This is a genomic window from Sphingobacteruim zhuxiongii (assembly GCF_009557615.1).
Lineage (GTDB): Bacteria > Bacteroidota > Bacteroidia > Sphingobacteriales > Sphingobacteriaceae > Sphingobacterium > Sphingobacterium zhuxiongii.
Genome location: NZ_CP045652.1, coordinates 1,951,216 through 1,966,098, shown reverse-complemented (window position 1 = coordinate 1,966,098; position 14,883 = coordinate 1,951,216). Strand labels below are relative to the sequence as shown.

Sequence of the window (14,883 nt, the reverse complement as noted above, 5' to 3'; positions counted from 1 at the left end):
CATGTTTTTCCTATATTTTTGAAAAGTTTTACAGAAAAACATAATTTAATCAACATAAACAAAGGGATACATAATTAGAAAACCATGTCAAACAGCAGATTTAAAGCAGTTGAAGAAGCAACGAAACATATTTTCAGCGCGAAATCAAACGTAAAAGCACAAAGAGCAGTAAACATTTATGGTAAAAATGTTTTCACTATCGTTAAGATGAGAGAATATTTGCCGAAGACAGTTTATAAAGAATTAACAACTGCGATTGAAGAAGGAAAGCAAATCACGCACGAGATGGCAGAGTATATTGCACAAGCGATGAAAGCTTGGGCAATTGAAAATGAAACTACACACTATACACACTGGTTTCAACCATTAACTGGATCGACTGCTGAAAAACATGACTCTTTCTTCGAACCAGATTCTGACGGAAGTGCAATTGAGAAATTTACTGCTGATGCATTAGTTCAACAAGAACCGGATGCTTCTTCGTTCCCGAACGGTGGTATTCGTAATACATTTGAAGCTAGAGGGTATACGGCATGGGATCCTTCCTCTCCAGCATTTATTTTCGAATCTTCATCTGGTAAAACACTTTGTATTCCTACTGTATTTGTTTCTTACACTGGAGAATCTTTAGATTACAAAGCACCACTTTTAAAAGCAATCGCTTCTATCGACAAAGCAGCAACAGATGTTGCTCAATATTTTGATAAATCTGTAACAAAGGTTAACGCATCATTAGGTATCGAACAAGAGTATTTCCTTGTTGACCTTGCTTTATATAATGCGCGTCCTGACTTACAATTAACTGGTCGTACTTTATTTGGACATATCTCTGCAAAAGGACAACAATTAGAAGATCACTACTTCGGAGCAATTCCTGAGCGTGTATTAGCCTATATGGTTGACTTGGAAAATGAATCCCTAAAACTTGGTATTCCATTGAAAACTCGTCACAATGAAGTTGCACCTTCTCAATTCGAGTGTGCGCCAATGTACGAAGAGATCAACTTAGCAATTGACCACAACCAATTGTTGATGAATGTAATGGAGCAAGTGGCTTTACGTCATAACTTCAAAGTATTATTACACGAAAAACCTTACTCTGGCGTAAATGGTTCAGGTAAACACAATAACTGGTCATTAATCACCAATACTGGCGTAAACTTACTTTCTCCTGGAAAGACTCCAAAGAACAACTTAATGTTCTTAACTTTCTTTGTGAACACTATCAAAGCGGTATTTGAACATGCTGATTTATTACGCGCATCGATTGCAAGTCATTCTAATGACCACCGTCTAGGTGCAAACGAAGCTCCTCCAGCAATTATCTCTATCTTCTTAGGTTCTCAATTAGATGAAATCTTAGAAGAGGTAGAATCAGCTCGCGTAGCGAAGAAAGTAAAATCGGAAGCAAACTTATGGCATGGTATCCCTAAGATTCCTGATTTGAAACTGGATAACACAGACAGAAACCGTACGTCTCCTTTTGCCTTTACCGGTAATAAGTTTGAATTCCGTGCTGTTGGTTCATCGGCGAACTCTGCACTTCCAATGACTGTATTAAATGCAATCGTTGCAACGCAATTAATCGAATTCAAAGCAGAAGTTGATAAGCAAATCAAAAAAGGAACGAAGAAAGATTTAGCGATCTTAAACGTTGTTCGTAAATATATTAAAGAGTCTAAAGCAATCCGTTTTGAAGGAAATGGATATAGCGAAGAGTGGGAAATTGAAGCTGCAGCTCGCGGATTAGCGAACATCAAATCAACTCCTAAGGCACTTGATGTTTATGTAACTCCTGAATCTTTAGAGTTATTCGAGACATTAGGTATCTACAACAAACGCGAATCAGAAGCTAGACATGAAATTCTTTTAGAAAACTTCTTTAAGAAGCTTCAAATCGAAGCTCGTGTAATTGGCGAAATTGTAACGAGTCAAATTGCTCCTGCTTGTATCACGTACCAAAACGAGTTAATCGAGAATGTGAAAGGATTGAAAGATCTTGGTTTACCAAAAGAATCATACAGCTCACAGTTAAACTATTTAGAGCGTATCTCTAAACATGTAAACACAATTCTTGAGAAAGCTGAAGAAATGCGTCAAGCACGTAAAAAAGCAAATACAATCGATGATATTCGTGAAAGAGCAATCGCTTACGATGAGGTCGTAAAACCGTTCTTCGATGATATTCGCTACCACGTAAATAAACTTGAAAAATTAGTAGATGATGCTAAATGGCCTCTACCTAAATTACGTGAATTATTATTTATTCACTAAAAAATACAACTCCTAGAGTAAATAGCCGTGTAAGACACGGCTATTTTTATTTATAGCTTATATCTGCTGCCGATATCCTGAAAAAAGCTGTATTAAATCGGAATCAGTAACAAAAAAGCAAGCATTATAAAAAACAATCGCCTGGCAGTTTGCTTTCCATCAATGAAAACAGCAATTTTATAGAAACATTAATCAAATTGGGGAAGAATGAAATTATATAGCATTGATACGGGATTTTTCAAACTAGATGGCGGCGCAATGTTTGGCGTCGTACCAAAATCCATTTGGCAAAAGACAAATCCTGCAGACAGCAATAACCTATGTACATGGGCTACCCGTCTGCTTTTGATTGAAGATGGTAAACGCCTAACTTTAGTTGACACCGCATTGGGCGATAAACAAGACGCAAAATTCTTCGGACACTATTTCCTTCATGGAGACGACACCATCGACAACTCTTTGGCAAAATATGGCTTCCATCGCGATGATATTACCGATGTTATTTTAACACATTTACACTTTGACCATTGTGGAGGAGCAATTCTTCGCGAAGGTGAAAAGCTTGTACCTGCCTTTAAAAATGCGCGCTTTTGGTCAAATGAGAAGCATTGGCGTTGGGCAACAGTAGATCCTAATCCTAGAGAGAAAGCTTCATTTTTGAAAGAAAACATACTTCCGATTCAAGAATCGGGACAGCTCCATTTCATCTCCGAAGAGCAGCCCCAATACGATACGGAAATCCAGATGCGCTTTGCTTATGGACATACAGAAGCCATGATGTTACCGCAAATAACATACAAAGACAAGACCTTACTTTATATGGCCGATTTACTGCCCTCTGTAGGGCATATCCCCCTAGCCTATGTTATGAGTTACGATGTTCGCCCATTGGTAACGATGGATGAACGAAAATCATATTGGCAAGAAATTGTCGATAAGGAATACATTCTGTTCTTAGAACATGATTCGGTACACGAATGCTGTACCCTGCAACATACGGAAAAAGGAATACGTGTAAAGGACACCTTTAAATTAGCCGATCTTGGATAACGCTTTTGTCAACTTATTATGTCTGTAGACCTTAAGAAACGTTTCGATCGCATCGTCGATATCCTGATCCAATTGCAGTCGAAACGCGTTGTACGAGCGCAAGAACTGGCGGATCGATTTGATGTCAGCCTAAGAACTATCTATCGCGATATTAAGAGTTTAGAGCAAGCTGGTGTACCATTAATTGGAGAGGCTGGCACAGGCTATTCCATCATGGAGGGCTATAAACTACCGCCGATAAGTTTCAGTAAAGAAGAGGCCCTATCTTTTGTCGCTACCGAGAAGTTAACACAAAAATTCTTAGATAAAGAAAGTGCAAAACAGTATAGCTCCGCCCTATTGAAGATCAAGGCTATCCTAAAATCGCACGATAAGGACTTGTTATCTACAGTAGAAAATCAGATTATTATGCAGCAACAGTCCATGCCTCCCTTTCTTGAGCAGGTACCCCATGCACTGAGCAGCACCTTAGAAAGCATCTCCCACAAGAAACAACTCTTTGTCAAATACCAAGGTATTAATGATGAAGAGGGAAAAGAGCGTACGCTTGAACCCATCGGTATCTATCATGAAGGTGGATTTTGGTATATAGTAGCTTATTGCTTAATTCGACAAGACTTTCGCCAATTTCGAAGTGACAGAATACTTGAAGCCGGACTTACGGAAAACAACTTTAGTAAGGAGCACATCTCTATTGCCGCATATTTAAAAAGTCATAAAAACACCGAACGACCAAAAACGACTGTCAAACTTATTATGGGGAAGAAAGTCGCCAACCACTTAAAATGGGAGCGAAAACATTACGGCTTTGAATCCGAAAGAATAATCGATGATCAAGTCGAGATGACTTTTCAAAGCAAAGATATAGCAATTGAATTCCCACGATGGATGATGATGTTCGCAGATTTTGTCACCATTCTTGAACCAGCAGAGCTCAAACAAAACCTGAAAAACATCCTCGAACAGGCTATTGAAAACACAAATAAATAAGAGGCAATAAATATATTGCCTCTCCATTTATCTCCTAATTATATCCTGGATTCTGCGTTAATAGCTCGTTCTTGTCGATCTCATCTTGAGGAATCGGCAATAAATAATCCTTATCAGTAAATACCGCCTTTTTCCAAACCACTTTCTTATAGGTTTTCACGCCTGATGTTATATTCTTGCGAATATCCATGCGCAAAAAGTCTGTATTCAACACTTTTGGAGCAATCTTCCATCGTCGAAGATCATACCAACGATGCATTTCAAAAACTAACTCCACACGACGCTCATTAACGATGCGATCAAATAAAGCCGATCCGGATGTACTAGCGGGAATATTTGGTTGATTTACACTCTCTCGACTACGAACCATATTTAAATAATCGCGTGCAATTTGTTCATTCCCCAAGAAATAGTTCGCCTCTGCGAAGTTTAGTAAAATCTCCGCATAGCGAAAGAACGTCCACGGCGTTTGTGACATATTCGATGAACTCGGATTATTGATCCGCTCATTGACAAACTTTCTCGGATAATAGCCAGTTTCCGATGCATTCCAAGGAGAAATTGGCCCTTCGTTGGAATCCTTCCCTCCCGGTAAAAAAGTCTCTACTTCCCGACCTTTCCAAACCATACCATCATGTAGTATCGTCGCATAGAATCGAGGATCTCGATCCTTATACGGATCTTGATCACTAAACAATGGGTCATTCTCTGGCATTAGCCCTCGCGTCGTTTCAAAATCATCTACCAAGTTCTGCAAAGGATGTATCTGACCAAATCCATTATATCCATTAGGATATGAAGCAAGCTCTAAATAAACAGCCTCTGGACTGATTAACTGGTTGAAAGGGCGCTGCCAAATCGATTCCGAATTGTAGATATTCTCTTCCAGAAAATAGGTACGATAATCTGGAAATAGACGATACTTCTTCAAATCGATCACATCTTTTGCGGCATTTGCAGCAGCCTCCCACAAGGATCGGTCGTTCTGCGGATTATTTAGTGGGCTAGCACGATATAACATCGCACGAGACTTCAAAGCCATCGCAGCTCCCTTGCTAATTCTGCCCTTATTTGCAGCGTCATATTCCATAGGAAGTAAGTTAATAGCTTCTTCCACTTCCTTCAACAGAAAAACCATTACCTCGTTATACGTATTGCGTTTAAGTTTGAAATCATCTTTCAAGTTAAAAGGCTTCGTAATTAAGGGAACTCCGCCAAACAAACTAATCAATTCAAAATAACTCTTCGCACGAATGACTTTCATTTCACCAATCATACGATCGCGAGTCTCAGGCGCTAATTCTTTACTGCGTTCACGTTCGATATTTTGAAAGAAAATATTCGTACGATTAATTGTTGTCCAGTAGTTCTGATTTGTATTCGTTCCAGTAGCTACCGCACTCCAATAATTAGCAATGCCTAAATTGTCTGCCGTCAGGTTGCCACCCCAATAGGCATAAAGCCATGCATTATTTCTTGCATTCAACTCATCAACCATCACCGATAGATTATAAAAACTATAACGAAATCCATTAGGGATTGATCGATAGGTACTCGACACAAAAGTTTCAATCAAGGCTGGATCATCCCAAATGGCATCCTCACTAAAGCGATCACTGGGTACAGTATCCAGTACATCCATATCACAGGAAACCAGCGAAAAACAGCTAAACACAACGATTAACCATTTTCTAGTATTTGATAATATATATCTTTTCATAACGTAAATTCTTAAAAGGCAACACTCAAACCTATATTAAACACCTTGCTTTGTGGATAGAAGGTACCGCGGTCGGAAGTACCCTCAGGGTCATACCACTTGATCTCCGATAATGTAAATAGGTTATTCCCATTCACAAAAACACGAGCGCTACTCAACTTCAACTGGCTAATCAAATTTGGATCTAAATCATATCCAAGTTCTAAAGTCTTCAAGCGCAAGAAGGATGCGTTCTGTAACCAGAAGGTACTCACCAGTGCACTTGGCTCCCCAGGGCTCGTTAAAGTAGGAACACGCGGATATTTGGAATCCATGCTACCTGGACGCCAGCGATTGACGATAAGATCTTCCAGACCATTCACCCCAATTCTAGCATTTTGATGATAGTATTGCCATGCCTTTGCTTGACCTGCAAAATTCATAAATAAGGAAAAGTTCCGATATTGAAAATGAGCATTCAAACCAAAAGTAATCTGAGGTATATTAGAACGATCCATACGCATCCGATCTCCAGCATCAATAACCCCATTACCATTGATATCCTGATATTGTAAATCCCCAACTTTCGAACCCGGAAATATAGGCGAACCATTGAGCTGCTCCTCCGTACGGATAACACCTATAGCCTGATAATACAGCTCGGCACCCACAAGCTTCCCTTCCGCCTTTTGATAGTCTGGTACATTACTCGCCTCACTCAAACTGATCACCTTATTCTTCGAATAACCAAAATTACCTCCTAGACTAAATTTAAAATCTCCAGCCGCCAAGCGATTGTATTTCAACCCTGTCTCAATTCCCCTATTTTCTACCTCTCCAATATTTTCTGTCGGTAGTGATAGTGAGGTATAGGCAGGGATTTCTAAATCTCGTAATGCGAGGATATTGGATCTGTTTTGCTTGAACACATCAAAGGTCAATTCAAATGTTCTATTTAGGAAAGAGGCATCCAAACCAATATTAGAAATAGTAGCGACCTCCCAAGTTATATCTGGGTTAGGTGTCACATTCGGAATAGAACCTAAACTTGACTTTGGTGTTTGTCCAAAATGATAACCATATTGAAGTCCTAAATTATATGAAGCTAGATATTGATAGGGATTTATCTGATCGTTACCCAGCTGCCCAACAGATCCTCTAATTTTTAAATCATTAACTACAGTGGACTCCGGAAAAAGATCCTTTGAAGCGACCCATGCCACTGAGATCCCTGGAAAAAACCCAAAACGTTTCTTCGGCGCAAAGGCATATGAGCCATCAAATCGAGCATTCATATCCACGAGGTATTTCTCCTTGTAGTTATAACTCAGGCGGCCGAATACACTCTGCCTGCCGAAGTCATAAGACATCCCGTCAGACTCTTGTGTTGCCGGATCTCCAGCAAACAACTCATCAATGGCTGTTGACAAGAAGTTCCTGCGAAAACTCCTTTGATAATTGGACTTCGAGCTGGATTGCTCGCCAGCAACAAATGCGCTAATGAAATGGTCTTTAAAAGTTCGGTGGTAGCTTAACTTCAAATTATAAAACATACCGTCGCTCTTGTCTGTACGGATGTTCAAATCAGGGCTCACAATAGCGCCTCCAGTCATCGGAATATAGGTATCGTTCGTCGAATCATAATTATAGACCTTCCATGGTGTCCGCCAATTCTTGTTGAAACCATAACCATCTGTATAAACTAAATATCCATTGAGTTCTAAGCCTTCGACCTTGGGGATTTTCCAATTAAAGCCTCCTTTAATATTATAATTCTTATCAACTATACTATTCTTTCCTGCAGCGTCACTTGCCATAACTGAAGGATTATATCCATTCTCTATCCCGGCAGAAGGTAATCCATTTTCATAATAAACAGGAACCATTGGCAATCCATTCAGCCAATACCAAGGATCTACTGTACCGGGACGAACACGATTATTATAGACCGAATTCAAATCAACAGATACTGTAAAGTCTTTCGTGACATCCGCATCAATATTGGATCGCACAGTAAAGCCATCATAGTCATGAATACCCTTCTTAAAAATACTATTTTGATTACTGTAGGAACCAGAAATCGAATATCGGACCTTCTCACTACCGCCTCGCAAATTGAGGTTATGTATCTGCTGAGTAGATATATTCTTTAGCACCTCATCATACCAATTGATATTCGGATAATTCGGATCGTTACCAAGACGGAATTTTTCAATCTCCGCATCGGTATACCGCGGATCCTGTCCGCTTTGAATCAACAAATCATTCACATAGTCTGCAAACACTGCAGAACTTGCTAACTTCGGTGTTCGTGTTGGCTGGCCCATGCCAATATTCATCGAATAATTAATAACCGGTTTTCCCGATTTCCCGCGCTTTGTTGTAATTAAGATAACCCCATTAGCAGCCTGAGCACCGTAGATGGCGGCAGATGCGTCTTTTAAAATATTGATTGACTCAATATCGTTCTGATTGATTCGCTGCCAGCCTGAAGGATTCTGAATACCATCCACTACCACGAGCGGACTGGTAGTTCCAGTGGTGTTTACACCACGAATCAATAGGGATGAAACATCAGCGCCGGGCTCTCCAGATCGGTTTAGTGCAATCAATCCAGGCATTAAACCGGAAAGAGAATTCGTCACACTGACTGCAGGGCTTCGTTTTAATACATCTCCCTGCACAGAAGCAACAGAGCCGGTCAATGTGGCTTTCTTTTGGACACCATACCCCACAACAACAACCTCATCCAGTCCTTCGCTTGAGCGCTCCAAAGCAATCCGAAGATCGACGCTTTCCGCACCAACGGGCAGTTCAAACTTCGCGAAATTTAACATGGAAAATACAAGCACATCTCCCCGATTTGCAGCAATCGTAAAATGTCCTTCAGAATTTGTAATCGTGCTTCCTTGTTTACCTTTCAAGGAAACCGTTACACCAACTAAGGGTTCATCTGTATCCGATGCAACGACCCTTCCTTGAACGCTTTGTTGAGTCCAAAGCACAGAACTGGAAATTCCAGATCCGAATAAGAAATGGCTATTAGCAATCGATTGGGATGAGAATGCCAAAATTGGTACAATAAGTACTAAACTGATTTTTCTCATAATTTTTGATTTATTGGCGATTTAGTGTAAGTGTCTGTGATCGAGCACCTAGGTTATACAATATTAAATATTAAACCGCAACAACTTGACTATACATGTTCTATTTTTTAACGCAATCGTTGCCGACGATTTTTTTTATTTATCCCAATAAATTCGATAAACTTGTATTGTAAATCACCAGTTTACTTACCTAACAACCGATAGATTATGAGCGCATTTTTGAAGTCATCTTCCTTATTTCTGTTTGGTGCATCCGCCATCCTAATGGCGAGTTCCTTTCACACATTTGCTAACCTTAACCATATGTCAAAGAACAACGATAGCATCCCAAAGATCATCAACGAATCCGACTATGATGTTTTATCTAATAGCCTCACACTAGAAGCAGCGAGACAATTCAAAAAATTTATCGCCCCTCAAAATCTAACGCAGTGGCAAAATCGAAAAGCCGCAATCCATCAGTTTATACAAAAAAAAACAAACTATAAGCGATTTCCTGATCTTCCCTTAGTTTATACCGAACACAAGGCACAAGATTTTAAAGGATTTACGCTCAAGAATATTACTTTCCAAACCCGCCCTAGTACCTTCACAACTGCGAATCTATACGTTCCAGAAGGAAATGGTCCATTTCCGGCAGTCCTCGTAATGATGGGACATTCTAGGAACGGCAAGTTTTATGACAATTATCAACTCTTAGGACAAGACCTTGCGAAAAACGGTTATGTCGCTCTACTTGTCGATCCTTGGGGTGCCGGCGAACGAAGCACTGAACATCTAAACTTTGAGTACCACGGCTCCCATATGGGGGGACACCTACTCGATGTTGGGGAGACATTGATGGGGATGCAGATTACCGATAACATCCGAGCCATAGATTTGCTCTCCTCGTTGAATTATGTCGACAAAAATTTGATTGCCGCAACAGGTGCCAGTGGCGGTGGAAATCAAACGATGTGGATTTCAGCAGTCGACGATCGTATCAAAGCTGCCATTCCTGTTGTGTCTGTCGGAACATTCGAGTCCTATGTCATGAATGCAAATTGCATCTGCGAATTGCTTCCCGACGGACTCACCTTCCTAGAGGAATCTGAAATACTAGGGTTAGTGGCGCCGCGAAAATTAAGCCTATTCAACGCGCTTCACGATAGCAACAAAGCGTTTTTCCCAAGTGAAATGTTCAGATCCTATAGAACTGCCAATCAAATCTACAAGCTCCATAATGCTGAATCTAACCTCTCTTATCAGCTATTTAACACCACCCATGGTTACTGGGCGGATCAACGTAGAGCAATGATTAGCTGGTTTAATGAAAATCTACTCAACAAAACTGCAGCAACGGCTGGCAATTACCCGAATCTATCGACCCTGAGCCAAGAAACCTTACAGGTATTTGAAAAGGGAAAAAGGGTTCCTGAGGTATTAACCACGGAGACCTACTGCCAACAAACTGCCGCAACGTTACTTAGAAATATAGATCTTAAGAAAATCAATCGTGATCAGCATCTTCAAGTTCTGCAGCAGCATTTACAAATTGATGCTCTGGAACAGAAGGCCTATAAAAACAGTAAAACAGAAATCAATGATACCTGGAGCAAATACGATATCTCCCTAGCCAATGGGCACGAGTTAAATACACTGGTGAGCAATCCCGCCAAATCGACAAAATTCAAACTTATATTTGCCGCTGAACTTAGCAAAAAGGAGTTAAACGATATAGTCCGCAAATACAGAGATGCGGGCTATGGGATCCTACTTGCAGATTTGACAGGCCTCGGAATCAACTCCTCAAGTGTAGGTCAGAAATTTGATAACGGGCTCCCAAAATTGCATACCCTTTCACGATCCCAACATTGGTTGGGACGCAGTATGATGGGGCTATGGACTGAAGAAATTGCACATTTAGCAAATTTCACAAAACAGGAACTTGCGGCGCAATCCATCGACATTCAGGCGCATAAAGAACTCGGTGTTGCAGCCATTCTAGCGTCCGCACTCAATAAGCAAATAAATCAGGTAGACACCTACGATGCGCCGATTAGTTATGTTGTTCGAAAAGCGAAGTTAGACAGCTATTACAGTCAGGCTATCCATATTCCTAGCATTATCAACTGGGGCGATTTAACGTTAGCAGCCGCATTAGCGCAGGCCGACATTCATATGCACAGTATCCGCGATATTGCTGGCGATACATTTTCATCGAAGGATATTGAGGCGGAAAACGCAAAAATTAAAACCTACAAAACAGCGCAAAAATCGAAGAGCAAAGTACTTTTGAACAATTAAAATCAATGTTAGCATAAACAGTAGAAAAAGGCACCCTCGGGTGCCTTTAATTTTACTTTCTAAATCGTTGATTAAGCAGCTTACTAAGTAAGAAACTAATCGTTGATCCAATAACCGTCAGGAGCATTGTGCTAAGCAAATCATGAAACGATAAGCTCAAGCCAAAGGAACAGACGGTACCTCCAAGTGTAAGATATTAGAATTTAGTAATTAGTAGTTAGAGAAGGTTGTGTAAGCATTGCTGCTAGGCTAGTACTCAAATCTATGGAGATGACTAAATACTAACACATACATTAGCCACCACACATCTAAATACTGATGATAAAATAAAGTGGCCAAGTATTTCATATTTGGCCACTTTATTTTATCATCGCCCCATTTTATCGAAAAAATTCAGATAGCAAAACCAGTCATAGGAGTTGACATCGTGAATTCCTGCTCGGATATGATATCCGACATCGTTGTATATCGGTTGATGTACGGCTGGTGGTGTTTCGCTGGGTAGTCCTTTCTTCTTGTACAGCGCATAGACAGGTCCAGCGTGGTATGCGGAAAGGTACTCCCCTTTGGGGTCTGCCCATCGGTCTTCTTCTGCACTGGCGACATACACAGGTCGGGGCGCCATCAAGGCGACAAGCATATGTTGATCGAATGGCATTTCTTTCTCTCTACCGTGGTACGCATTAAGGTTCTTGGCGAACCATGCGGGTTTGATGCCGGTGACGATTGCGAGGGTTTCGCCGTAGTTACGGCGGGAAATAGCAGCTCCACCTTCCCCAGAATCATTTGAGATCACGACGTGGAAGCGTGGATCCTGCGCGCCTGCCCAAAGTGCGGCTTTCCCTTGTCGGGAGTGGCCAATAATGGCGAGGCGACGCTTATCAATTTCAGGGAGTGTTTCGAGGTAGTCTACAATACGAGAGGATCCCCATGCCCATGCTCCTATTGCTTCCCAGTTATCACCTGCCTGCTGCCGCGAGCTGTAGTCTGAAAATAAAGCCGCAATGCTGTAATCCTTGAAGCCATCCTTATCAGGGAATATATCATGGTAACACATGGTGGCAACCCCATATCCACGTTTAATGATTTGGGTATAATCCCAACGCTTGGCTTGCACGCCCCGTATCCAATCTAAATGGTCTGGTTCGCGAACCAATTTAAAGTTCTCACTGTAGATAATACTAGAATCTGCAATGGTACTATGGTTGCCTTTGAAGTTGTAACCGACAAACATGGGAATCTTTTTCTTAACATGGTTGGGAAGCATCAGCAACAAAAGTGCGTTTACCGTTTTACCATTCTTGGAGAAGGTCATTTTCACTTGACGCATGGTAGCAAACCCATTCAACGCCTGTTTATTCTCGGTCAGCAGCTCATAGCTGACCGGTATTTCCTCCGTTGGCGTGCGACCATATACTAAGCTGCTGTAAGTTTCTAAGACCTCAGGGCGTCTTATTTTCTCCCATTTCTGCTTGTTATCTATTTTTGTCCCATCATTTGAACGGAGTACATCGGGGAGCTCATAGCTGCCGACGAGGGACTCATCATAATTCACTTGCTGACTGGTCGCAAAAAAAGGCGACAGACAGAGGCACAATAACGCATACTTTAATGATTTCATAGGAATATGGTTTAAAGTGGTTTAGGACTAATGTTATTTGCAGCACCTGGGTATCCTATATTTTGATTGATGGTTCCCTTGGTATTGGCATTAATTGCCGCTGCCGGCACTGGCCATAGGATGTGGTGATTACTCATCTTGTATTCTGCCCACCTATGTTTAACGCCTTTATTGTAAAAATTATTCTTCTGCATCACCCAGTCAAAATAAAAATTATAACCAGGTTGTTTATTATACGAGGAACCGCTAGGTCCCGATATTGTCTCTAATTTATAAGTTCGGCCAAAATATTCACAACTTTTTCCTGTTTTTGCGTAAATAAATGCAATTCTAGTAAGTTCTAAATGTCTGTTTTCCTCAAAATAGAGCTCCCGAGCACGTTCATCGACAATGGAACCTATATTAACTTCGGAGGCTAATAAGGGACTTGCCTTAGCTCTACTGCGCACCAAATTGAGCATTTCCGCGGCGCCGCCTAGGTTGTTCATCCAGTAGTATGCCTCCGCAATCAACAGGTAAACTTCAGCAGAACGGTAAATATACATCGGCGTTTCGCCACCCCAATTCCAGTCGCCCGAAAGAGGATCCGGAACGAAGGTCTTAAAATGAGGCCACTGATACCAGCTACGGATGGAATCTTCCACTGACATAGCCGGGTTCTTCACTAGGTTCTTCCCGTAATATACATTTCCGCTTTTCTTTAAGTTCGGATCATTGTACTTTAAATCAGCCGGGCTAACCCAACTGTCGCGATTATACACGCCACGGAGATCGTCTTTTTCTTTGGCTGTCCACACCGTATATTGATAATAGTTGCTGAGGCGTGCTCTACCAATTCCACGACCATAGATGCTATTGATTTCCAATGCGGGTTCAACGCTCTTGTCAAATGCAATCCCCGTTTTGCCATCTGGCGTCGTCACCCCTACAATACGCGGGATTAGCTGACGACCCAATTGTGAGCGGATCGAACCTAAAACATTCGGATAAGACATAATGTATAAAATTCCTTCCGAATTACTAAGATCAATCTTCGCCTCTACGCTATGCAAATCGTGCATTAAATTCGTGCGCGGCTTTGTCTGATTAACGGTAAATCGATTGTTCATTAAAGGATGGGTTGCCACCACTTGCTTACCTACATCAATTGCTTTTTGAAATTCACCCAGGGAAAGGTATATTTTTACCAGCAAAGTGCCTACAGCACCCTTGTTGACACGTCCACGTACTGTCGTTTGCGGAACATGTTGGTAGGCGGTTTCCAATTCGGTTTTTAAACGCGCGAGGATATCCCATCGACTATTCGAATAGTAATCTGTTCTAGGCTCGTTGATTTCCTGATCGATATAAGGTACATCACCAAATTGATGGACTAGTTTGTAATACCAATAAGCACGATGAAAATAAGCTTGACCAAGAATTCGATTTTTCTCGGCTTCGTTTTTAAATTCCAAGCCTGCACTCCTCGAAATAATGATATTGGCATATTGAATAGCTTTATAGGCATTCTCCCAATACCAACCAACACGGGTGAAATCCATATTGTTCAGATTTGCATCTGGTAGTAGACTGATGTCTAGGTCCATTTGTGGTCCTGCCTTATCGGTCGTGCCTTCAACAGCAATATCCGAAAGGATCATTTCCGTTAACTGTGGCATCCCATCGCCCATAAATTCAGAGCGCATAATATGCTCGCAAGCGGCAAGCGCAGCATCAAAGCCACCCTCATTATCAAAGGTGTTTTCGGGGGTATAAAAGGATAATGGCTTTGGATCGAGCCATGATTTCTTACAACTGGAAGCTAGCGAAACAATCGCTAAGGCAGTAATTATAGAGATATGAAAACTTTTCATAAG

Annotated in this window: 8 protein-coding genes; 4 read left to right on the top strand and 4 right to left on the bottom strand. The window is 41.2% G+C overall.

Annotated features, from left to right (window positions below):
• Window positions 1-84: 84 nt before the first annotated feature.
• The 3 genes from GFH32_RS08435 to GFH32_RS08425 all read left to right on the top strand — a co-directional run bounded on the left by GFH32_RS08435 (window position 85) and on the right by GFH32_RS08425 (window position 4,314).
• Window positions 85-2,274, top strand: a complete 2,190-nt coding sequence (locus tag GFH32_RS08435) for a glutamine synthetase III family protein (protein ID WP_153511108.1) — start codon at window positions 85-87, stop codon at window positions 2,272-2,274.
• Window positions 2,275-2,481: 207 nt separating this feature from the next.
• The gene (locus GFH32_RS08430; RefSeq protein ID WP_153511105.1) at window positions 2,482-3,324 is read left to right on the top strand and encodes an MBL fold metallo-hydrolase; all 843 of its coding nucleotides are present in this window, start codon (window positions 2,482-2,484) and stop codon (window positions 3,322-3,324) included.
• Window positions 3,325-3,342: 18 nt separating this feature from the next.
• A complete protein-coding gene (locus tag GFH32_RS08425; protein WP_153511103.1) occupies window positions 3,343-4,314 on the top strand; it encodes a helix-turn-helix transcriptional regulator in 972 nt (323 codons plus the stop codon).
• A gap of 34 nt (window positions 4,315-4,348) precedes the next feature.
• Here the strand turns inward: GFH32_RS08425 and GFH32_RS08420 are convergent, their stop codons facing one another.
• Together GFH32_RS08420 and GFH32_RS08415 are read right to left on the bottom strand one after the other, a co-directional pair.
• Window positions 4,349-6,034, bottom strand: a complete 1,686-nt coding sequence (locus tag GFH32_RS08420; protein WP_153511101.1) for a RagB/SusD family nutrient uptake outer membrane protein — start codon at window positions 6,032-6,034, stop codon at window positions 4,349-4,351.
• Window positions 6,035-6,045: 11 nt separating this feature from the next.
• Window positions 6,046-9,120 carry a SusC/RagA family TonB-linked outer membrane protein gene (locus GFH32_RS08415; protein WP_153511099.1) on the bottom strand — a complete coding sequence of 1,025 codons (3,075 nt, stop codon included), beginning with the start codon at window positions 9,118-9,120 and terminating at the stop codon, window positions 6,046-6,048.
• A 207-nt stretch (window positions 9,121-9,327) separates the two neighbouring features.
• Between GFH32_RS08415 and GFH32_RS08410 the strand changes: the two genes are divergently transcribed.
• The gene (locus GFH32_RS08410; RefSeq protein WP_153511096.1) at window positions 9,328-11,406 is read left to right on the top strand and encodes an alpha/beta hydrolase family protein; all 2,079 of its coding nucleotides are present in this window, start codon (window positions 9,328-9,330) and stop codon (window positions 11,404-11,406) included.
• Between the two features lie 367 nt (window positions 11,407-11,773).
• Here GFH32_RS08410 and GFH32_RS08405 read toward each other — a convergent pair whose 3' ends face one another.
• Complete coding sequence (locus tag GFH32_RS08405) at window positions 11,774-13,027, bottom strand: glucuronyl esterase domain-containing protein (RefSeq protein WP_153511094.1); 1,254 nt, start codon at window positions 13,025-13,027, stop codon at window positions 11,774-11,776.
• 11 nt (window positions 13,028-13,038) lie between these two features.
• The gene (locus GFH32_RS08400; RefSeq protein ID WP_153511092.1) at window positions 13,039-14,880 is read right to left on the bottom strand and encodes a RagB/SusD family nutrient uptake outer membrane protein; all 1,842 of its coding nucleotides are present in this window, start codon (window positions 14,878-14,880) and stop codon (window positions 13,039-13,041) included.
• Window positions 14,881-14,883: the final 3 nt, after the last annotated feature.